Source organism: Micromonospora sediminicola, assembly GCF_900089585.1.
Taxonomy (GTDB): Bacteria; Actinomycetota; Actinomycetes; order Mycobacteriales; family Micromonosporaceae; genus Micromonospora; species Micromonospora sediminicola.
Window position 1 is genome coordinate 4268454 of the sequence record NZ_FLRH01000003.1, and the last position, 21038, is coordinate 4289491.

Annotated in this window: 21 protein-coding genes; 11 read left to right on the top strand and 10 right to left on the bottom strand. The window is 74.3% G+C overall.

Annotated elements, in window-relative coordinates:
- Window positions 1-118: 118 nt before the first annotated feature.
- From GA0070622_RS19575 to GA0070622_RS19585, 3 genes are read right to left on the bottom strand one after another with little or no spacing between them, the layout of a single operon-like run.
- Entirely contained in the window at window positions 119-679 is a 561-nt protein-coding gene (locus tag GA0070622_RS19575) for a GerMN domain-containing protein (RefSeq protein ID WP_091575072.1), read from the bottom strand.
- The gene (locus GA0070622_RS19580; RefSeq protein ID WP_091575075.1) at window positions 676-2025 is read right to left on the bottom strand and encodes a sensor histidine kinase; all 1350 of its coding nucleotides are present in this window, start codon (window positions 2023-2025) and stop codon (window positions 676-678) included. Before GA0070622_RS19580 ends, GA0070622_RS19575 begins: the two co-directional genes overlap by 4 nt.
- Window positions 2022-2696: a response regulator transcription factor gene (locus tag GA0070622_RS19585; protein ID WP_091575079.1), complete on the bottom strand. Its 675-nt coding sequence runs from the start codon at window positions 2694-2696 to the stop codon at window positions 2022-2024. The genes GA0070622_RS19580 and GA0070622_RS19585 overlap by 4 nt, the downstream gene beginning before the upstream one ends.
- A 151-nt stretch (window positions 2697-2847) precedes the next feature.
- On the opposite strand from GA0070622_RS19585, the gene GA0070622_RS19590 reads away from it, so the two are divergent.
- From GA0070622_RS19590 to GA0070622_RS19610, 5 genes are all read left to right on the top strand, one after another.
- Window positions 2848-3219, top strand: a complete 372-nt coding sequence (locus tag GA0070622_RS19590; protein WP_091575082.1) for an STAS domain-containing protein — start codon at window positions 2848-2850, stop codon at window positions 3217-3219.
- A 9-nt stretch (window positions 3220-3228) separates the two neighbouring features.
- Window positions 3229-3528 carry a hypothetical protein gene (locus tag GA0070622_RS19595; protein ID WP_091577677.1) on the top strand — a complete coding sequence of 100 codons (300 nt, stop codon included), beginning with the start codon at window positions 3229-3231 and terminating at the stop codon, window positions 3526-3528.
- Entirely contained in the window at window positions 3525-4061 is a 537-nt protein-coding gene (locus tag GA0070622_RS19600; protein WP_091575085.1) for an STAS domain-containing protein, read from the top strand. Before GA0070622_RS19595 ends, GA0070622_RS19600 begins: the two co-directional genes overlap by 4 nt.
- A 23-nt stretch (window positions 4062-4084) precedes the next feature.
- Entirely contained in the window at window positions 4085-4375 is a 291-nt protein-coding gene (locus tag GA0070622_RS19605) for a BON domain-containing protein (RefSeq protein WP_091575089.1), read from the top strand.
- 146 nt (window positions 4376-4521) lie between these two features.
- Complete coding sequence (locus GA0070622_RS19610; protein ID WP_091575093.1) at window positions 4522-5970, top strand: cellulase family glycosylhydrolase; 1449 nt, start codon at window positions 4522-4524, stop codon at window positions 5968-5970.
- Between the two features lie 43 nt (window positions 5971-6013).
- On the opposite strand, the gene GA0070622_RS19615 is transcribed toward GA0070622_RS19610, so the two are convergent.
- Window positions 6014-6916: an AurF N-oxygenase family protein gene (locus GA0070622_RS19615; RefSeq protein ID WP_091575096.1), complete on the bottom strand. Its 903-nt coding sequence runs from the start codon at window positions 6914-6916 to the stop codon at window positions 6014-6016.
- A 48-nt stretch (window positions 6917-6964) separates the two neighbouring features.
- On the opposite strand from GA0070622_RS19615, the gene GA0070622_RS19620 reads away from it, so the two are divergent.
- From GA0070622_RS19620 to GA0070622_RS19635, 4 genes are read left to right on the top strand one after another with little or no spacing between them, the layout of a single operon-like run.
- Entirely contained in the window at window positions 6965-7681 is a 717-nt protein-coding gene (locus GA0070622_RS19620; RefSeq protein WP_091575099.1) for a TetR family transcriptional regulator, read from the top strand.
- A complete protein-coding gene (locus GA0070622_RS19625; RefSeq protein WP_091575103.1) occupies window positions 7678-7947 on the top strand; it encodes a DUF4873 domain-containing protein in 270 nt (89 codons plus the stop codon). Before GA0070622_RS19620 ends, GA0070622_RS19625 begins: the two co-directional genes overlap by 4 nt.
- A gap of 20 nt (window positions 7948-7967) precedes the next feature.
- A complete protein-coding gene (locus GA0070622_RS19630) occupies window positions 7968-8621 on the top strand; it encodes a YdcF family protein (protein ID WP_091575107.1) in 654 nt (217 codons plus the stop codon).
- Window positions 8622-8677: 56 nt separating this feature from the next.
- A complete protein-coding gene (locus tag GA0070622_RS19635) occupies window positions 8678-9442 on the top strand; it encodes a glycosyltransferase family 2 protein (RefSeq protein WP_091575111.1) in 765 nt (254 codons plus the stop codon).
- Between the two features lie 10 nt (window positions 9443-9452).
- Here the strand turns inward: GA0070622_RS19635 and GA0070622_RS19640 are convergent, their stop codons facing one another.
- The 4 genes from GA0070622_RS19640 to GA0070622_RS19655 all read right to left on the bottom strand — a co-directional run bounded on the left by GA0070622_RS19640 (window position 9453) and on the right by GA0070622_RS19655 (window position 15152).
- Window positions 9453-9575: a 50S ribosomal protein L36 gene (locus tag GA0070622_RS19640; RefSeq protein WP_091575115.1), complete on the bottom strand. Its 123-nt coding sequence runs from the start codon at window positions 9573-9575 to the stop codon at window positions 9453-9455.
- A 110-nt stretch (window positions 9576-9685) separates the two neighbouring features.
- The gene (locus tag GA0070622_RS19645) at window positions 9686-12271 is read right to left on the bottom strand and encodes a discoidin domain-containing protein (protein WP_245666438.1); all 2586 of its coding nucleotides are present in this window, start codon (window positions 12269-12271) and stop codon (window positions 9686-9688) included.
- Between the two features lie 275 nt (window positions 12272-12546).
- Complete coding sequence (locus tag GA0070622_RS19650) at window positions 12547-13911, bottom strand: extracellular catalytic domain type 1 short-chain-length polyhydroxyalkanoate depolymerase (protein ID WP_091575120.1); 1365 nt, start codon at window positions 13909-13911, stop codon at window positions 12547-12549.
- Between the two features lie 134 nt (window positions 13912-14045).
- Window positions 14046-15152 (bottom strand): DUF4037 domain-containing protein, encoded by a 1107-nt coding sequence (locus tag GA0070622_RS19655; RefSeq protein ID WP_091575122.1) that lies wholly within the window; start codon window positions 15150-15152, stop codon window positions 14046-14048.
- A 100-nt stretch (window positions 15153-15252) separates the two neighbouring features.
- Here GA0070622_RS19655 and GA0070622_RS19660 point away from each other — a divergent pair, with 100 nt between their 5' ends.
- A complete protein-coding gene (locus GA0070622_RS19660) occupies window positions 15253-16176 on the top strand; it encodes a 5'-3' exonuclease (protein WP_091577680.1) in 924 nt (307 codons plus the stop codon).
- A 146-nt stretch (window positions 16177-16322) separates the two neighbouring features.
- On the opposite strand, the gene GA0070622_RS19665 is transcribed toward GA0070622_RS19660, so the two are convergent.
- Together GA0070622_RS19665 and GA0070622_RS19670 are read right to left on the bottom strand one after the other, a co-directional pair.
- Window positions 16323-17210, bottom strand: coding sequence for an MHYT domain-containing protein (locus GA0070622_RS19665; protein WP_091575125.1), 888 nt, complete (start codon window positions 17208-17210; stop codon window positions 16323-16325).
- 166 nt (window positions 17211-17376) lie between these two features.
- Window positions 17377-20166, bottom strand: coding sequence for a DEAD/DEAH box helicase (locus tag GA0070622_RS19670; protein ID WP_091575127.1), 2790 nt, complete (start codon window positions 20164-20166; stop codon window positions 17377-17379).
- A gap of 86 nt (window positions 20167-20252) precedes the next feature.
- On the opposite strand from GA0070622_RS19670, the gene GA0070622_RS19675 reads away from it, so the two are divergent.
- Complete coding sequence (locus GA0070622_RS19675) at window positions 20253-21017, top strand: HAD family hydrolase (RefSeq protein ID WP_091577683.1); 765 nt, start codon at window positions 20253-20255, stop codon at window positions 21015-21017.
- The last annotated feature ends 21 nt before the right edge of the window (window positions 21018-21038 follow it).

Sequence of the window (21038 nt, forward strand, 5' to 3'; positions counted from 1 at the left end):
AACGGGTGGCCTCCCACACCGGTCGTGCCAGCCACACTAGACCAAAGGTCACCGCCAAATCAACCGAACGGACGATGGAGATTTAGGGGTATACCGGACAACCTGGCGTGGAATCCGGTCAACGGGGTAGCAGCGGCCGGTAGTCGGCGGCGGTGAGCGGGAGCGCGGAGACGCTCCCGTCGGCGCGGGGCACCTCCAGCGGCTGCCCGTCCCGGCGGAACGCCACGCTGTCCACGTCCGGCCGTTGGGTGAGGCTGCACACGATCTGCCCGAAGGCGAGCACCTCGTCGCTGCGCCCGGTCTCCTCGCCGGCCTGGCGCACGTCGACCGTGGCGACGGTGCCGGCGAGCGTGGCCCCCGCGACCGCCACCGTGCCCGGCAACGCGGTGGCCAGCCCGCGGCCGCGCTCCCAGCGGTCCGGCCCGGCCAGCAGGTGCTGGAGGTGGGCGTCCACGCCGGGCAGGCGGTCCGCCGGACGGGTGACCACCGCCAGGCCGTCCTCCCGGACGAAGCAGAACGGCTCGTCCACCCGACCCTCCGGGTCGGCCGTCGTGGTGCCGGCCGGTGTCGGGAACCGGCCGGGCGGCGGCTGCACCAGCCGGGGCTCGTCGTCGACCGGCACACCGCACCCGGCGAGCAGCGCTGCCGCGAGCAGCGTCGGAACCAGCCGGCGCCTCATCGGACCGCTCCGGGCAGCTCGACCCGGAACCGGGCGCCCCGGTCCCGGTCCAGCACGGCCGCCGTCCCGCCGTGCGCCGCCGCGTGCTGCGCCACCAGCGCGAGGCCGAGCCCGGTTCCGTCGGTTCCGGCCCGGGCGTGCGCCGCCCGGCCCCGGACGAAACGGTCGAAGATCGCCTCCCGGTCCGCCGCCGGCACGCCCGGACCGTCGTCGTCGACCTCCAGGACGCCGACGCCGTCCTCCGCGCCGAGCCGGACCGCGACCGGGCCGCCGCCGTACCGTTCGGCGTTCTCCAACAGGTTCAGCAGCACCTGGGCGAAGCGGCGACGGTCGACCCACCACCGGTGCGGCGCGCCGGCCGACACCTCGACCAGGCTCTCCGGCAACGACCGCTCGCGGCAGGCGGACCGCGCCAGGTCGACCACGTCGACGGTCTCCCGGTGCGCCGGCTGCTCGGTGCGGGCCAGCTGGATCAGGTCGTCCACCAGGCGCTGGAACCGGGCCACCTCGTCCGCCACCAGGCCCGCCGCGGTGGCGGTGCGCTCGTCCTGGTGTTCCCGGCGGCGGGTCAGGACGCTCGCGGCGGCGGCCAGCGTCTGCAGCGGCGAGCGCAGCTCGTGGCTGACGTCCGCGGCGAAGCGTCGATCCCGGTCGATCCGCCGGACCAGCTTGTCGACCATCTCGTTGAACGAGCTGGACAGGCGGGTCAGGTCCGGGTCGGTGGTCGGGTCGAGCCGGGTGGCGAAGTCGCCGGCGGCGATCCGCTCGGCCGCGTCGGCCACCGCGGTGAGCGGCCGGAGGCTGTGCCGGGTGGCGTACCAGCCCAGCGCCGCGCCGGCTCCCGCGATCATGATCGCGACCGCGGTCAGCGCCAGCCCGACCACCTGGAACGTGTCCTCCACCTCGCGCAGCGAGGTCAACTCGTAGTAACCCAGCTCACCGGGGAGCGGCACCCCGACGAGCAGCGTCGGCTGCCCGTCCAGGCGGATCCGCTGCACGGCGGGCCGACCGTCGGCGACCACCCGTTGCAGTTCGGCCGGTACCGAGCTGGCGCCCACGTCCGCGGTACGGGCGTACCAGCCGTCGCGCAGGTGCAGCAGCGGGCGTCGAGCGCTGCCGGTGTCCAGCGAGCGCAGCACGGCCACCACGTCCGGGGTGCCGGTGTCGAGGCCGGACCGGACCACCGCGGCGTCGTAGTAGGCGGCGCGGACGGCGGTGCGCTCCCGCTCGTCGAGCAGCGAACGGCGGGTCAGGTCGTAGGAGAACAGGGCCATCAGCGCGGCCAGCAGCAGGGCGCCCACGGCGAACGCGGCGGTCACCCGGGCGCGCAGTCCGGGACGGCTCATCGCTGGAGCTTGTAGCCGAGACCCCGCAGGGTGACCAGGTGACGGGGGTTGGCCGGATCCGGCTCGATCTTCTGCCGGAGCCGGCCGACGTGCACGTCGACCAACCGCTCGTCACCGGTCTCGTAGCCCCAGACGCGGCTGAGCAGCTGCTGGCGGGACAGCACCTTGCCGGCGTGCTCGGCAAGCTCGCAGAGCAGCCGGAACTCGGTCCGGGTCACCGGCACCGGCCGGCCGGACCGTCGCACCTCGCCGGCCTCGGCGCTGATCTCCAGGTCGCCGAAGAACTGCGCGGGCGCGGGGCCGGCCACGGTCCGGACCCGGCGGCGCAGGGCCCGCAACCGGGCGGAGAGTTCCTTGATCGCGACCGGCTTGACCACGTAGTCGTCCGCCCCGGCCTCCAGCGCGGCGACGATGTCGTGGGTGTCGTCGCGGGCGCTGATCACCACGACCGGAACGTCGTCGTCGCGACGTAGCTGCCGGATACCGGTGAAACCGTCCATGCCGGGCAGCATCAGGTCCATCAGCACGTAGTCGGCCGGGTTCTCCCGCTGCCGGCGCAACCCGTCCTCGGCGGTCGCCGCGCCGTAGGCCTCGTAGCCCTCCTCCTCCAGGGCGAGCTGCAGCGCGAGCCGGATGCGGTCGTCGTCCTCGATCACCAGTACGGCCGTCATATGGGCATCATGACCGGCTGGCCACGGGTCGCCCAATCGCGTCGGCCTTTCACGGTTTTTGTCACCGAACCGTCATACAACCGTCCGGTGACCTCCAAGGTCGCTGACCAGAGTGGGAGCCGAACCGGAACCCCGTCACGGAAGCGACCTGATGACCAGCACCCTGCCGTCCGCCCCGCCGGAGTCCACCGTGCCGCACGTCCGGGTGGAGATCACCGACGAGCTGGACCTCGCCGGGCTGTCCGAGGTCGCGCACGTGCTGGACCGCGTCCTGGCGCTACGGCCCCGGCAGGTGACCATCGACCTCGCGCAGTGCCGGCACGTGGACGCCGCCGCGATCGCGCTGCTGCTGGACGTGCACCGCCGCCTGGCCCGACGGGACGCGGTCCTGACCCTGGGCAATCCGCACCCCCGGATCCGGCGGGTCCTGGCCACCGCCGGCCTGGGCGCGTCGGTACCCGTCGTCGACACGCCCCGCCCGGCCGCCCGCGGTCGCGCCCGGGTCCCGTCCGCGCGGCGCTGAGGAGGAGTGGTGACCGGCAGCACGCTCGTCGGAGCGCTCGTCGTGGGCCTCGCCGTCGGTGCGGTGGGACGACTCGTCCTACCGGGGCGCAAGGCCGTCCCGGTCTGGTTGACCCTCGCGCTCGGCGTGGCCGCGGCGCTGCTCGGCGCGATCGTGGTCGGGCTGGTCGACCGGCGTCCGGGAGGCTCCCCACTGCTGCCCCTGGTGGTGCAGACCGGGTTCGCCGCCGTCGCGGTCGTGCTGGCGGTGGTCGCCGCCGGCCGGCAGACGTCGCCCGACCCGGCCGCCCGGCGGAAGGAGGAGGTGTGACGGTCGTACCGGCGGAACACCTGATGATGCTCATCTGCGACGGCTGCGGCGACAGCGTCACCGGCACGGGCGCCACGCTGCCCGACGCCGAGGTCGTGTGGACGCTGGTCTTCGAGCACGACTGGGTCGGCTCGCCCTTCGCCTCCGGGCCGCACCACTGCCCCCGGTGCAGCGCCCGGGCGGCGGTCGCCGACGACGGCCTGGGCCTCGACGACGTGGAGGCGGTGGGCGGGCCGCGGCCCACCCCCGACGCCGACCCCGCCGAGGCGGTACGCCGGGCGCTGGCCGACCGGTCGATCCGGGCCGACCGGGAGTTGGTCGACCTCGCCGGGCTGGAGGTGATCGACTCCGCCGGGCTGGGTCTGCTGGTCCGGGCGCACCAGGAGGCCCGACGGGACGGCCGGCGGTTGTGCCTGGTGGCGCCGTCCCGGTTCGTGCTCACCGTGTTGCACACCATGCGGCTCGACGGCGTCTTCGCCGTCGTCGACGACCGCGCCCCGGCGTCGGGCGTCGCACCCGCCCCCCGGTCCTGACCGAGCAGAAGGAGCCCCTCCCCGTGATGATGCCCTGGCCGTACCCGGACTTCCCGTTCACCGGCGGCGGGCCCGAGCCCGACGGCGCGGACGTGGCGCTCGCGTCGCTGGTCGCGCAGCGCCTGAGCACCGACTGGACCACCCGGCGCCAGCAGATCACGGTCACCGTGCAGAACCGGGTGGTCATCCTCGCCGGAATGGTCGCCGACCCGGAGACCCGTCGCGTCGCCGCCGAGCTGGCCTGGGACGTACCGGGCGTGTTCGACGTCTGCAACGCGCTGCGGCTCTACGGCGGCCGGCGCGCCCGGCGCTGACCCCGCCGCCGCCCCGGCGGTTGCACGCATCGGCATCCGCCTCTACCCTCTGCGTGGGAGCGCTCCCCCGGGCACCGAGTCGACCTTCCGGGCAGGTTCACGTCGGGCACCCTCCGATCACCACCCACCAGATGGGACCTTCCCGCATGTTCTCGATCCCCCGGCCGTCCCGGCGGCACCTGTTCGTCGGCGCCGCCGTCGGCGCGCTCGCCCTGGCGGCGACCGCCGTCCTGCCGTCGACGAACGCGATGGCGGCGACCGGCTGCGCCGTCACCTACACCACCAACTCCTGGCAGGGCGGCTTCACCGCCACCGTGACGGTCAAGAACCTCGGCGACCCGGTGAACGGCTGGACCCTGGGCTTCACCTTCCCGGACGGCGGCCAGCGCGTGGTGCAGGGCTGGTCGGCCACCTGGCAACAGAGCGGATCCGCGGTCACCGGGCGCAGCCTGGACTACAACGGCGCGCTCGGCACCGGGGCCAGCACGACCGTCGGCTTCAACGGGTCCTGGACCGGGTCGAACCCGAGCCCGACCTCGTTCACGCTCAACGGCACGGCCTGCACCGGCGGCACCGGCACGCCGCCGCCGAGCACGCCGCCCCCGACCACTCCCCCGCCCACCACCGCGCCGCCGACGACCCCGCCGCCCACCGGCACCACGCCGGCCGCGATCAACGGTCAGCTGCGGGTCTGCGGGGTCAACCTCTGCAACCAGCACGGCCGGCCGATCCAGTTGCGCGGCATGAGCACGCACGGGTTGCAGTGGTTCGCCAACTGCTACCCCGACGCCTCGCTCGACGCGCTTGCCAACGACTGGCAGGCCGACCTGCTGCGCATCTCGATGTACGTGCAGGAGCAGGGCTACGAGACCAACCCGACCGGGTTCACCAACCAGGTCAACTCGCTGGTGGACAAGGCCGAGGCGCGGGGCATGTACGCGTTGATCGACTTCCACACGCTGACCCCCGGCGACCCGATGTACAACCTGGAGCGGGCGAAGACCTTCTTCGCCGCCGTGTCGGCGCGCAACGCGGCCAAGAAGAACGTGATCTACGAGATCACCAACGAGCCGAACGGCGTGAGCTGGTCGACCATCCGCACCTACGCCGAGCAGGTCATCCCGGTGATCCGGGCCAACGACCCGGACGCCGTGGTCATCGTCGGCACCCGGGGCTGGTCCTCGCTGGGCGTCTCCGAGGGCGGCAACTCCGACGAGATCGTCAACAACCCGGTGCGGGCGCAGAACATCATGTACACGTTCCACTTCTACGCCGCCTCGCACCGGGACAACTACCGCACCGAGGTCGAGCGGGCCGCCGCCCGGCTGCCGCTGTTCGTCACCGAGTTCGGCACGGTCACCTACACCGGTGACGGCGCGGTGGACACGGCCAGCAGCAACGCCTGGCTGGACCTGCTGGATCGGCTGAAGATCAGCTACGCCAACTGGACGTACTCGGACGCGCCCGAGGGCAGCGCGGCGCTGCGGCCGGGCACCTGCGCGGCGGGCACCTTCACCGGCACCTCGGTGCTCACCGAGTCCGGCGCGTTCATGCGCAACCGGATCCGCACCCCCGACAGCTTCCCCACCTCCTGACCGGGCGGCCGGCGGCGGTCCATCCCCTTCGGGCCGCCGCCGGTCAGCCCTCGATCAGCCCGGACCGGCGCCACAGCAGCCGTCCCGGGCCGGCGATCAGCCCCAGCTCGGTGAGGTGCTCGGCGATCCGCTGGGCGGACCACCGCAGGGTGGCCTGCCAGTGCGGGTTCGCGTGGGCCGCGGCCAGGCCGACCGCCGGCGCGATGCCGACCGCCGCGTACGCCCGGGGGTTCACCAGACGTCGGGTGATCGAGTAGGCCGCCCGGCCGATCACCAGGCGCGCGTAGCCGAGCGCCACCGGGCCGGCCGCCTCCACCTGGCGGCCCAGCTCGTCGCGGGCGAAGCGTACGTGCCGGGCCTCCTCCACCACGTGGATCCGGGAGACCATCCGGATCAGCGGCTGCAAGGACTCGTCGGCCATGATCTCCCGCTGGAACGAGTCGAGGATCTCCTCGGCGATGAGGATGGCGGCGTACATCTGCGGGCCGGTCGCGGTGGCCTTGAGCCAGCGGCCGAGCAGGTGGTCGACCGGGGCGGCCCGGTAGACCGGGGTGCCGATCGCCTCGATCAGCCGACCGAACATGATGGAGTGCCGGCACTCGTCGGCGACCTCGGTGAGCGCGTACTGGGCGTGCCGGCTGGTCGGATCGGCGTCGTAGTAGTGCCGGATCAGCATCTGCATGAGGATCGTCTCGAACCACAGTCCGGCGCTGGCGGCGCTGGCCACCTCGTGCTTGGTCAGCTCGACGCGCTGCTCCTCGGTCATGTCGTCCCACAGCGGGGTGCCGTAGAGGCTGCTGCGCCGCGGCGGCAGCCAGTAGGCCCCGGGCACCGGCGGCGCCGACCAGTCGAGGTCGACGAGGGGGTCGTAGCTGGTCCGCACCGAGGCGGTGAGCAGGCGGTCGGCGACCGCCTCCCGCGGGAATCCGGCCGACGTCCGCTCCATGACCCCTCCAGGTTGACGTAACTTCCAGTAACTGTTACGAGTGGTAGCATGCGACGCACCTCCACCGATGTCAATGGCTCCGGCGCTCCGCCGGCGCCGCCCCCGCCCCGGTCCGGCGGCCGGCGCGACCGCTGGGCCGACCACCGCGAGCAGCGACGCCAGGAGCTGGTCGCCGCCGCCGTGCAGGCGTTGCTGCGGCACGGCCCCGGCGTCGACATGGACCAGGTGGCGGCCACCGCCGGAGTCAGCAAACCGGTGCTCTACCGCTACTTCGCCGACAAGGCGCAGCTCTGGCTGGCGGTCGGCGAGGTGGTCGCGGCGCGGGTGGTCGACGCCATCGCGCCCGCGGTGGAGCAGGTACGCGAGGAGCGCGCGCTGGTCGAGGCGACCATCGACGCGTACCTGAGCGTCATCGAGTCCGAGCCGACGCTCTACCGGTTCCTGGTGCACGAGTCCGGCCTGCCCGGCCTCCAGCAGGTGGTCAGCGGCACCAGCCGGCAGGTCGCCACCGGGCTGGCCCGGGTGATCGGCGACCGGCTGCGCGCGCTCGGCCTCGACGCCGGCCCGGCCGAGCCGTGGGCGTACGGGCTGGTCGGGTTCGTCCAGGCGGTCGGCGACTGGTGGACCACGCACGGCCAGCCGATCCGCCGGGCCGCCCTGACCGACTACCTGACCACCCTGCTGTGGAGCGGCATCGAGGGGGTCCGACGCGGGGCGGACCTGCCGCCGGAGCTGACCCGCGCGCACGAGCGGATCGACAGGTGAGCTGGCAGGGCCCCGCCGAGATCGCCGGCACCCCGGTCCGGCTGCACGCCGGCGGCCGGTGGGAACCCGTCGACGGCCGCTACCACTGGGCCGGGCGCACCGACCCGGAGCCGCGCCTGGTGCGGCTGCTGCGCTCCGGCCGGCGGGACGTGGAGGTCCGCGTCGGCGACCGGGTCACCCGGGCCCGGCTGACCGAGGTGGACCCGTGGGGCGGCGTCCGGGTCACCGGGGTCGGCGCTGCCCCCTGGCCGGCCGAGGAGGACTGAGCCGCACGTACCGTGGGGGAATGACGCCGACCGCCACCGTGCTGCTGGTCTTCGGTCGCGGGGTGGTGGCCGACGACGACGGCTACCGGCTCACCGCCGAGAGCGCCGCGCGCACCGACGCCGCCGTGGCGTACGTCCGCGCGCACGCCGCCGCGTTCCGCCGCGACCCCGCCGCGCGGGTGGTGTTCACCGGCGGCTGGCCGCACGGGCCGGCCGGCGCGCCGGGCCCGCCGGACGGCTTCCGGGAGGGTGAGCTGATGTGCGCGCTCGCCCGCGACGCCGGTCTCGACGCCCACGTCCGGTCGGCCGTGGAGACCCGGTCCCGGACCACGTTGCAGAACCTGGCGCACGCCGTGCAGGACGGGCTGCTCGATCCGGCCGAGTTCGGCGTGGACCGTCCACTCGGGCTGGTCACCCATCCCTGGCATCTGCCCCGCGTCCGGCTGCTCGCCGGGCGTGCGCTCGGACTGTCCGGCCCGGCGCTGCGCGACGTGCCGGTGACCGGGCCGGATCCGGTGCCGGCGCGGCGGGAGCGGGCCGCCCGGGTCGCGTGCCGGCTCGGCTATCTCGGCCTGCGTACCCCGGAGGCGCTGCTGCGCCGCGAGCGCGGACTGACCCGGGCGGTCCGGCTGCTCGGCGGCGGGCGGGGATTCACCGGCCGACGGCCGGGGTAGAACGCTCGTCGATCGACCCGGCGGACGTGCCGACGGGCGAGTCCCCAGGAGGTTCCGTGATCGCGCTCGTGCCGGTGTACCGACCGGGTGACCGTCTGCCGCCGCTCGTCACCGACCTGGTCGCGGCGCTGCCCGGGGCCTCCGTGCTGGTCGTCGACGACGGCAGCGGCCCGACCGCCGCCGCGGTGCTCGCCGAGGCCCGCGCCCGGGGCGCGACGGTGCTGCGCCGCCGGGTCAACCGGGGCAAGGGCGTGGTGCTGCGCACCGGCTTCCGGTACGCCGTGACCGACCGTCCCGGGCACGACGTGGTGTGTGTGGACGCCGACGGTCAGCACCGGGTGGACGACGTGGTCCGGGTGGCCGACCGGATGCGCGCCACCGGGGCGGCGACCCTCGGCGTACGCCGGTTCGACGGCGAGGTCCCGGCCCGCAGCCGGTTCGGCAACGCGACCACCCGGGCGGCGTTCCGGCTGGCCACCGGCCGGGACGTGCGGGACACCCAGACCGGGCTGCGCGCCTATCCGGCGGGAATGCTCGGCTGGCTCGGCGCCGTCCCCGGCGACCGCTTCGAGTACGAGATGAACGTGCTGCTGCACGCCGTGCGGGACGGGCTGCCGATCGAGCAGGTCGACATCGCCACCCGGTACCACGCCGGCAACTCGGGCTCGCACTTCTCCGCGCTCGCCGACTCGGTGCGGATCTACCGGCCGCTGGTCGGCTTCGCCGCCGCCCGCCTGCTCTCCCCCACGCCGCCGCAGCCGCACCCGCCGGTGGAGGGCGTCACGCCCGCGCGGCCCACACCGGTGACTCGAACCCCCTGACCACCGGGGCTCAGCCCTGCCGGGCCTTCTGCCGCCGGTCGGCCTTGTTGATCACGAACAGCTTGCCGCGGCGGCGGACCACTATCGAGTTGGCCTTGCGCTTCAACGCGCGCAGCGAGCTCCGGACCTTCATCTGCGCCCCTCCCGTTCCCGCGGTGTCTCCTGCGGCGCGGGTACCCGCAGGGGTGGCGGTCATGCCCCGGGGGCGGCCGGCACGTGCGGCCGGCCGCCCCCGGGCTCGGGTCAGGGGTAGCTGACCACGTTCACCGGCACGGTGTTCGTGCCCTGTGCGGTGCCGCCGGTGTCGTTGATGACGTGGGTGATCGACCCGTTCCCGCCCAGCGAGACGGTGAGCAGGTCGTGGAACCGGACGCCCGACCTGGTGGGGGCCTCGAAGGAGTGGTAGGCCGCGATGGTGGGGTCGACGTTGAAGTAGCAGTAGCTGCCCATGCCCCATCCCTCGAACGTGGTGACCGCGTCGGCGACCTTGAACGCGGCGTAGCCCACCCGGGAGCCGTTCATCCAGGAGGCCGCGTTCGGCGGGTCGTACGGCAACTCGTTCTGGAAGAAGATCGTCCGCCCGTTGTCGCCGTTCCAGATCACCTCGTACTTCTGGTAGTGCTCGACGAAGAGCCCGAGCGCGGTGACGTTGTCGCCGTTGACGATCAGGCCGGTGTCGGCGGTGTTGACGGTCCAGCCGATGCCGGTGCCGTGGTCGCCCCGCCAGGCCCAGATGTGGTCGATCAGCGCGTCGTCCTGGTTGACCACCAGGCTGGTGGTGGCCTTGCCGGCGTGCGCGCCGCCGATGCGGAAGAAGACGTCCTGGATCGAGGTGGGGTTGGTGGCGTGGCTGGCGGTCGACCCGGCGGGGCCGACCTGGAGCAGCACCGGCGAGTTCACCGCGCCGGCGTCGAAGAGCAGCCCGGCGAGGCGGACGCCGTCGACGTCGGCGACCGTCATCGGCACCACGCCGTTCTGCGGCACCAGCGTCGGGTAGCCGATGCCGAGCACCACCGTGCCGGCCCGGTTGACCGCGATGGTCTGGTCGACGGCGTAGACGCCGGGGGTGAAGAGCAGGTTCAGGCCCTGGGCCAGGGCGGCGTTGATGGTGGCCGCCGAGTCGCCGGGCTTGGCCACGTAGAACTGGCTCAGCGGGATCGACGTGCCCGGGGTGGCGCCGCCGAGCCAGGACGCCCCGCTGGCGTTGGTCCGGGTGGAGGGGACGAAGACCTGGTAGGCGCCGCTCCCGTCGAGGTAGAGGTAGGGCACGTCGCGGCTGACCGGGGTCTGGGCCAGCGTGGTGTACGGGGGGTTCGGGAAGCTGGTCGCGGGCGCGCCGACCACCCCGGAGTTGGTTACGTTCCACACCGCGTTGAGGTAGCCGCCCACGTTGCTGTCCCGGGTGTACCACTGCTGCTGCGAGTACGGCTGCACCACGCCGGTCACCCGGCTGTCCGCGATGTAGCCGCCGCTGGCCCAGCCGTAGCCGTTCGGGGCCAGGTTCAGGTCGCCCTGGATGTCCATCCGACGGAACGGCGCGGCCTGCGACACCGCCCAGCGGGTGAACCCGGCCGACGGGAAGACCTGCATGTTCGACGCCGAGCGCCAGAAGTTCTGGGTGGCGTTGCCGGCGAACCAACCGGCGTCCACCGTGATGTCACCGTGGATCCGCACGTCGCCGGGGTTCCGGCCGAGCCCCATGATCGAGGTGTAGAAGCCGATCTGCGCGTTGATCCCGGAGTAGTCGCCCGGCTTGAACATCAGCGCGTACCGCTGGGTGCCGAACTGGTTGGACTCCTGGGTGCGGAAGACGGAGTCGAGTTGGGCCTGGATGCTGGCGGCCGACATCGACGGGTCGAACGTGATGACGTTGGGTCCGAGCGACCCGCCGCCCGGCACGGTGCCGCCGCCGGTGGTGTGCACGGTGAACTCCCACAGTGAGTAGCCCCAGCCGGTGGCCCGGGCGGTCCCGTGGACGCGGACGTAGCGACCGGAGCCGTTGACCGTCAGGGTGTCGGTGCCGCCGTCGCCGCTGGTGGTGCTGTAGACGGAGGTCCAGGTGGCGCCGTCGGTCGAGGTCTGGATCTGGTACGCGCGCCCGTAGGCCGCCTCCCAGCTCAGCACCACCCGGCAGACGGTACGGACGCTGCCCAGGTCGACCTGGAGCCACTGCGGGTCGGCGGCGGCGCTGGCCCAGCGGGTGCCCGGGTTGCCGTCGACCGCCGCACCGGCGGGGGTGCCGGCGTTCTCGGTCGAGGAGGCGGTGGCGGGCCGGCCCTGGGCCGCGTTCGTCGCGGTGTCGCAGCCGCTGCCGCCGCCGGTGCTGCCGTAGACCTGGAACTCCCAGAGCGAGTAGCCATAGGCGGTGGCTCGGGCGGTGCCGTACACCCGCACGTAGCGGCCGGTGCCGCTGACGGTGAGGTCGTCGGTGCCACCGTCACCGTTGGTCGTGCTGAACACGGTGGTCCAGGTGGCGCCGTCGGTCGAGGTCTGCACCTGGTACGCCCGCGCGTAGGCACCCTCCCAGGCCAGGCTGACCCGGGAGACGGTGGCGGTCGCGCCGAGGTCGACCTGGATCCACTGGGGATCGGCGAAGGCGCTGGACCAGCGGGTGCCGGAGTTGCCGTCGGTGGCGTTGGACGCCGGGGTGCCGGCGTTCTCGGTCGAGGAGGCGGTGGTGGGCCGCCCCTGCGACAGCAGCGGGTCGGCGGCGCGGGCCGGGCCGGGCGGGCCGACCAGCGCCACGGCGGCGAGCAGGGCGGTCAGCGCGGCGACCGTGCGCCGGGCCGACCGGCGGGGTGGGGACAGCAGGAGTCGTACGGGTGACATGGGCATCTCCGGGACGGGTGGAGTGCGGGGCGGGGGTGGCGGTTCCGGTGCGGCGGACGGGTTCCGGCCGGATGACCGGTGCCCGTCCGTGCGGTGGACCATCCCCGCGCGCAGTGGCGCATGTCAATTCCCGGACGCCTCGCCCGCTCCTTTTTTCGCGCCTTGTGAAAAGTCCGGAACAAAGCCTCTCGCCATGATCGGATCCGGCGTGCCGGGGTGGCGGCATCGCTGCGGCGCGACGCCGCCACCCCGGCCGGTGGCCCGGGTCAGCGGGTTCAGGCCACGGCGCAGGGGCTGCCGTTGAGCGTGAACGCGGCCGGACTACCGGTGTTGCCGGTGTGGGTGGCCTGGAAGCCGATGGTCACCGAGCCGCCCGGCGCGACGGCGCCGTTGTAGGAGACGTTGCGGGCGGTCACCGCCCCGCTGGTCGGCGCGTACGTGGCGTTCCAGCCGCCGGTGATCGTCTGCCCGCCCGGCAGGGTGAAGGCGAGACTCCAGCCGTTGACCGGCGAGGTGGCCGTGTTCGTGATCGTCACGGACGCGGTCAGCCCGGCGTTCCAGGCGTTCACCACGTACCCGACCCGGCACGCGCCCGACGGCGGCGGCGTCGTCGGCGGGGCCGTGGTCGGCGGCGGCGTGGTCGGCGGCGGCGTCGTGGGCGGGGCCGTGGTCGGCGGCGGCGTCGTGGGCGGGGCACTGGTCGGCGGGGTGCTGCTGTCCAGGCCGAAGAAGCGGACCGCCTGGGCCGCGTCGACCGGCAGGTTGTGCGAGACGCCCTGCATGCTGATCGCCTCGACGGTCGCGGTGCCGCCGGTGCCGCCGTAGCGGGTGCGCGTCCAGCCCGGCTGCGGACTGTCCGTGTACGCGGGCGTCTGGCTCAGCCCGTTGACGTTGGTCCACTGGTCGATCTCCTCGCCGAAGTTCGGGTAGCGGAGCGTCTCGTCGTTGGTGCCGTGCCAGAGCTGCATCCGGGGCCGTGGGCCGGAGTAGCCGGGATACGCGTTGCGCACCAGGTCGCCCCACTGCTGCGGGGTCTTCAGGACCTGCCCGTTGGCGCACTCGCTGTTCCACTCGGAGCCGTTGGTGGTGGCGAAGCACCCGAACGGCACCCCGGCGAAGGCCGCGCCGGCGCGGAACACGTCCGGATAGACGCCGAGCAGCACGTTGGTCATCATCGCCCCGGACGAGGTGCCGGTGGTGAAGATCCGCTCCGGATCGACCGGGTACCGCTGCCGTACGTAGTCCACCATGGACTTGATGCCCACCGGGTCGCTCCCGCCGTCGCGGCGCAGCGCCTGCGGCGACGAGACGTCGAAGCACTTGCTGCTGCGGGTGACCGACGGGTAGACGACGACGTAGCCGTACCGGTCGGCGAGCGCCGCGAACTGGGTGCCGGAGTACATGGCCGGTCCGCTGCCGGTGCAGTAGTGGTTGACCACGAGCAGGCCCGGCCGGGCCGCGACGGCGTTCGGGACGTACAGGTACATCCGCAGGTTGCTCGGGTTGGCGCCGAAGTTCGTCACCTCGGTCAGCGACGCCGCCGCGGCCGGGCTCGGGGCGGCCAGCGCCGCCACAGCGGCGAGCCCGGCCGCGGCCAGGGCCGCGCCGAGCAGTCGGAGTCTGCTCCTTCTGGACAGCATGGGTTCTCCTCGGTGGTGGGGACACCGCGCGGTGGCGCGTCGCGGCGTGGTCGCCGACGAGGCGCCTGCGAAGGGCGGCCCGGACCCTCGGAGACGAGATAGACGGTCGCAGATAGATGCGACCGAGTCGGAGTCTAGGCCCCCGGCCCGGAGTCGACAACCGGTGGCCGGTCCGGCAGCACCGCCGCGGCCACCCGGCGGGCCCGGCCCGGGCGGGTGAGCACGTCCACGTTGTCGAGGTACTGGTCCACCGCGCCGAGCGGCGGCCGGTCGCGCAGGTGCGGGTCGGTGATCGCGGCGCGCAGCGCCTCGGTGAACCGCCCGGCGTCGAGCACCAGGAAGGGCCGGTCGTGGAACGGCCGTGCGGTCGGCTCCACGGGCGCGGTGAGGCCGGTGCCGTTGGTCCAGCCGGCCACCGTCTCCAGCGCGCGGACCAGGCCGGACTGCCGGGCCGGCCAGTCGTCCGGCCCGAGCGCGGTGGTCAGCGCGTCCACCACCGGCGTCGCCGCCGGCAGCGCGGCGAAGACCGTGCCGAGCCACTTCGCGTACGGAGGCCATCGGCGGTGCGTCAACAGCCCCAGGCGCATCAGGTCCCGGGCCAGCCCGGCGGCCACCACCCGGCTGCCCAGGTCGTCACCGACCTCGGCGCAGCGGCCGGCCAGGTGCTCGGCCTGCGCCACCCGCTGCCAGCACGCCGCCAGGACGTGCCGCCAGACGTCGTCCGGATACCAGGCCAGCCGCGCCCGGACGGCGGTGAGCGCGCCGTCCAGCCCGTCGTGGAACACCGCCCCGCCGGTCAGCTCCGCCAGCCGCTGGGTCGGCGTCGCCAGCCAGTCCGCCGCCGTCAGGCCGATACGCGGGTCGACGCCCAGCCGGTCGCGCAGCCACGCGCCCAACTCGTCGACGCTCACGCCGTGCCGGTCGCCGTCGGCCCGGACCGTGCCGAGCCGGACCGTCGGCCCGCCGGCGAACCGGGTCGGCCAGCCGAGGAACCGCGCCGGCAGCTCCGCGTCGAGCACCGCCCGCACCGACGCCGCGTCCGGCGCGGCGGCGACGAAGACCTGGGTACGCGGACCCCAGTCGTGGTCGGTGGAGCGCGCCGTGTCGAGGCCGAGCAGCTCGGAACCGCCGTCGAGCAGCCCGGCGGAGTAGCGCAGGCCGGGCAGCCGCCGGGCCAGCAGCGGGGCCACCACCTCGTCGTGGAACCGGCGGGCCAGGGTCAGACCGGGTACGAAGCTCACCGTGTCAGTCTGCGCACCCCGGACCGCCCGCGCCCCCGGGTTTCCCGGTGCCGTGCCGGCCTCCCCCATCTCGTCGGAGGGCTGTGCCACGCTGGTCGGCGTGGCACACCGACCCCCGATCCTCCTGATCGACTCCCCCAGCCTCTACTTCCGCGCCTACTTCGGCATCCCCGAGTCGGCGGCGAAGACGGACGACGGCCAGCCGGTCAACGCCGTGCGCGGGTTCCTCGACATGCTCGCCCAGCTGGTGCGCACCCGGCGGCCCGACCGGATGGTCTGCGCGCTCGACTACGACTGGCGGCCGGCGTGGCGGGTGGAGCTGCTGCCGTCGTACAAGGCGCACCGGGTCGCGCCCGAGGGCGGCGAGGTCGTGCCGGACACGCTCTCCCCGCAGGTGCCGATGATCCTGGAGGTCCTGGACGCGCTCGGCATCCGCGCCGTGGGCGCCGACGGCTACGAGGCCGACGACGTGCTCGGCACGCTGTCGGTGACCCAGCCCGGCCCGGCCGAGGTGGTCTCCGGCGACCGCGACCTGTTCCAGCTCGTCGACGACGACCGGCAGGTGCGCCTGCTCTACGTCGGCCGGGGTGTGGCCAAGCTCGACGACTGCGACGACGCGGCGGTCCGGGGTCGCTACGGCGTGCCCGCCGACCGCTACGCCGACTTCGCCGCCCTGCGCGGCGACCCGAGCGACGGCCTGCCCGGGGTGCCCGGCGTGGGCGAGAAGACCGCCGCCCGACTGATCGACCGCTACGGCGGCCTCGACGGCATCCTGGCCGCGCTGGACGACCCCGGTTCCGGCTTCGCGCCCGGGCTGCGCGGCAAGCTCGACGCCGCCCGCGACTACCTGGCGGTGGCGCCCACGGTGGTCCGGGTCGCCACCGACGTGCCGCTGCCCGAGCTGGACCCGGCGCTGCCGACGTCCCCGGCGGATCCGGAACGGCTGCTCGACCTGGCGCAGCGGTGGAACCTGGCCGGCTCCTGCCGCCGCCTGGTCGACGCCCTCGCCACCCCTCGCACCTGACCGGCCGAGCCGCGCCGCAGGCTGATCGCCTCCACCTCGGCGGAGTGGCGGCATCCGCGGCCACCAGACCCCGCCACCTCCCCGACCTGGTGTCGATCATGGCCCAGGATGCGGCCCGGGAAGTGTGACCGGTCGTGATCAGTTGATCACGAGCGGCGGTCGGTGCTCCGGCGCGACGGGAACGGGGCGCCGGGCTGGGCCAGGGTGGAGCGGCTGCGCAGGCCCACCGGGTCCGGCGCCGGTTCGGCCGGGGCCGCCGACGGCGCGCCGTCGAGCCGCGCGGCCACGTACGCCGCGCCCGCCCGGTCGTCGTCGGAGGGCGCCGCGAGCAGCGCGTAGACCAGCCCGACCACCCCGAAGACCACGGCGAGCACGATCGGCACCAGCAGGCCGCTCACCTCGGTGCCGGTGGCCGCGCCGCGCCCCTCGTGCAGGTGCACCGACAGCGCGCTCATCCCGGTGAAGTGCATGCCGTTGACCGCGATGCCCATGACCAGCGCGGAGGCGATGATGGCGAGCGCCCGCCGGACGGTCATCGCCAGCCACAGCGCCACCGTGGCGGCCACCAGCGCGATGACGACGGACAGCGCCACCCGCAGCGGGTCGTAGGCGAGCGAGCCGTCCAGCCGCATGGCCGCCATCCCGGTGTAGTGCATGGCGGCCACGCCGGCGCCGGTGAAGAACCCGCCGGCGAGCAGCCGCAGACCGGTGAGCCGGCCGGTGCCCACGATGGCCAGGCCGATGCCGACGGCGGCCACCGCGATGGCCGTGCTGGCGGCGGTCAGCGGCACGTCGTAGCGGATCCGGGTGCCGCCGACGGCGAAGCCGAGCATCGCCATGAAGTGCATCGCCCAGATGGCCGTGCCGCCCAGGGCCCAGGCCGCCAGCAGGCCCCACCACGCCCGCTGGCCGGCGCCGGTGGCGGTCCGGATCCGGCCGGCGCAGACCAGGCCGAGCGCCGAGCCGAGCACGGACAGCGCGTAGCTGAGCGCGGGCGTGATCCACCCGTACTCAAAGTGATTGATCTCGCCCACGGCGACCTTCCCCCCGATCTGCTACCGACGCGTAACCGGCGCGCCCCGGACATGATCGGACAGGCGTTGACCAGGCATGACACCGACCCCCCGAATGTTCGGGGGGTGGTGTCACAGTGACGGAACGATGCGTCGATTTCCCGCCGATGGTGACCGAAAGTGATTGTCAGGCCGAGGCGTGGTAGGCCAGCACACCCCGGTTGACGGCCGCGATGGCCTGCCGCGCGGTGGCCCGCAGCTCCGTCGAGGCGCCACCGGAGTCGGCCAGCTGGCCGAGCAGGTCGACCACCTGCCGCGCCCACCGGACGAAGTCGCCGGCCGGCATCTCGCCGTCGACCTGGTGCCCGCTGGCGAGCACCTTGGCCAGCGGCTCCCCGCGCGCCCAGCGGTAGATCGGCCAGGCGAAGCCCAGATCCGGCTCCCGGGTGACGGTCAGCCCACGCGCCGCCTCGTCCGCCTCGATGTCGCTCCACAGCTTGAGCGTCTCGTCGACCGCGTCGGCGACCGCGTTGCGCGGCAGCGAGGCCCGCTCGTCGACGTCCCGCCGGGCCTCGAAGACCACCACCGACACGGCGGCGGCCAGCTCGGCCGGGGAGAGCCCGTCCCACACCCGGCGTCGCAGGCACTCGGCGACCAGCAGGTCGGCCTCGGTCCAGATCCGCGCCAGCATCCGGCCGGCGTCGGTCACCTCGCCGTCGGCGGCGAGGTAGCCGCGCGCGGTGAGCAGGGCGACGATCCGGTCGAACGTGCGGGCCAGCGAGCCGGTCCGCCCGGACACCCGCTGGCGCAGCTCGTCGGTGTCGCGCTCCAGCCGGCGGCGGCGCTCCGCCCAGCGGGCGTGCTCCTCCCGGTCCGGGCAGGCGTGGCAGGGGTGGGTGCGCAGCTCGACCCGGAGCTGGCCGAGCTGGTGGTCCTCCCCCACCGCCTGGCGGGATCGCCCGCCACGCCGGCCGGCGTGCCGGTCCAGCCCGGTGCCGCTGACCGCCGCGGCCAGGTCGCGCCGGGCGGCCGGGGAGCGGTGGTTGAAGTGCTTCGGCACCCGGATGCGGGTCAGCACCTCGGCCGGGGTGGTGAAGTCGCCGGGGCTGACCCGCCCGGCCCAGCGGTCCTGGGTGAGCACCAGCGGGCGGGGCTCACCGAAGCCGCCGGTGGCCGGGTCGAGCACCACGGCCAGCCCGGCCCGGCGCCCGGACGGCACCCGGATCACGTCACCGACCCGCAGCCGCTCCAGCGAGGCCACGGCCGCCGCCTTGCGCTGGGTCTGCCCCTGCCGGGCGATGGCCCGCTCCCGGTCGGCGATCGCCACCCGCAGCGCGAAGTATTCGTCGAAGTCACCCTGGTGGCAGGCGGCGTCCGCGCCGTACGCCTCGATCGTCTCGGTGTTGCGCTGCACCTGCCGCGCCAGGCCGACCACCGACCGGTCCGCCTGGAACTGCGCGAACGAGGACTCGAGCAGCTCGCGGGCCGGTGCCGCGCCGACGCTGCCGACCAGGTTGACCGCCATGTTGTAGGACGGCCGGAAGCTGGAGCGCAGCGGGTAGGTGCGGGTGGACGCGAGCCCGGCCACGTGCCGGGGGTCGGTCTCCGGCGACCAGACCACCACCGCGTGCCCCTCGACATCGATGCCCCGCCGACCGGCCCGGCCGGTGAGCTGGGTGTATTCACCCGGGGTGAGGTCGACGTGGGCCTCGCCGTTGAACTTCACGAGGCGTTCCAGCACCACGCACCGGGCCGGCATGTTGATGCCCAGCGCGAGGGTCTCGGTGGCGAAGACTGCCTTGACCAGGCCGCGGACGAACAGCTCCTCGACGACCTCCTTGAACGCCGGGAGCATGCCGGCGTGGTGGGCGGCCAGGCCGCGCTCCAGACCGTCGAGCCACTCCCAGTAGCCCAGCACGGACAGGTCCTCGCCGGGGATGGCGGTGACCCGCGACTCCACCACCCGGCGGATCTCCGCGCGTTCCTCGGGCGAGGTCAGCCGCAGCCCGGCGGCGAGGCACTGCTGCACGGCGGCGTCGCAGCCGGCCCGGCTGAAGATGAACAGGATCGCCGGGAGCAGCCCCTCCCGGTCGAGCCGGTCGACGATGTCCGGGCGCATCGGGCCCCGCCAGCGCGGGCCACGCCGGCCGCCGCCCGGGCCGGCGCTGCGGCCCTCGCCCAGTTCCAGCCGGCGCATCGTGTCGCGGGTGTAGCGCAGCAGCTCGGGGTGGACGTCGTGCTTGCGGGCCGCGTCCGCGTCGTGGAACAGGTCGAACATCCGCTTGCCGACGAGCATGTGCTGCCACAGCGGCACCGGGCGGTGCTCGGAGACGACCACGGCGGTCTCGCCGCGCACGGTGACCAGCCAGTCGGCGAACTCCTCGGCGTTGGAGACGGTCGCCGACAGCGAGACCAGCGTGACCGACTCCGGCAGGTGGATGATCACCTCTTCCCAGACCCCGCCGCGGAACCGGTCGGCCAGGTAGTGGACCTCGTCCATCACCACGTAGGCCAGGCCGTCGAGCGTGGCCGAGCCGGCGTAGAGCATGTTGCGCAGCACCTCGGTGGTCATCACCACCACTGGCGCGTCGCCGTTGATCGCGTTGTCGCCGGTGAGCAGGCCGACGTGCTCGGCGCCGTAGCGGTCGACCAGGTCGTGGTACTTCTGGTTGGACAGGGCCTTGATCGGGGTGGTGTAGAAGCACTTGCGCCGGGCCGGCGCGTCGCCGCCCGCCGGCGCGCCGGGCGCGCCGCGCAGCGCCAGGTGCACCGCGAACTCCCCCACCACGGTCTTGCCGGCGCCGGTCGGCGCGCAGACCAGCACCCCGCTGCCCCGTTCCAGGGCCTCGCACGCCTCACGCTGGAAGTCGTCGAGATCGAACCCGAGGTCACGGGCGAATTCGTCCAGGGCCGGGAAGGCGGAGGCCTGCGCGGCCCGGCGGCGCGCCGCGGCGTACCGCTCGGCGGGGCTCGACATGAACCCAAGATTAATCGGTACCGCCGACGACCACCGGTCAAGGCCGTCCGGCAGGACGGTCGGAGCGGGTCGGTAGGGTGCACGACGTGCCGGACCGTACCGAACTGCCCCACGCCTCGAGCGGCGCCGACGACGCCGTCCGCCCGAGCCCGTCCCGCCGGCCCGTGGAGGCGGTGCTCTTCGACTTCCACGGCACCCTCGCCCAGGTGGAGGAGCCGCTGGCCTGGGTACGGGCCGCCGCGGCCGCCTGCGGGGTCGAGCTGGACCGGATCCGGGCCACCTCGCTGGCCGACCGCCTGCTCACCGCCGGCCGCGCGGGCGGGCCGTTGCCGGCCCGGGTGCCGCCCCGGCTGGCCGAGCTGTGGGCCGACCGCGACCTCTACCCGCACGCCCACCGGGGCGCCTACACCGGGCTGGCCGAGACCGTCGACACCGGCATCGACGGGTTCGCCGACGCGCTCTACGAGCGGGTGCTCGTGCCCGAGGGGTGGGTGCCCTACCCGGACACCGGGCCGGTGCTCGGCGCGCTGCGGGCCGCCGGGGTGAAGGTGGCGGTGGTCAGCAACATCGGCTTCGACCTGCGCCCGCTCTTCGCCGCCTGGGACCTCGACGCCCTGGTCGACGCGTACGCGCTGTCCTACGAGGTGGGGCGCTGCAAGCCCGACCCGGGCATCTTCCTGCGCGCCTGCGGGATGCTCGGCGTCGACCCGGAGCACACGCTGATGGTGGGTGACACGCCGGCCGACGCGGGCGCGGTGGCGGCCGGGTGCGGTGTGCTGGTGCTGCCGTGCGCCGACGCCGGCCGGTCGAACGGGTTGGGCGCGGTGCTCGACCTGGCCGGGGTCGGCTGACCGGGCGCCCCGGTTAGGGTC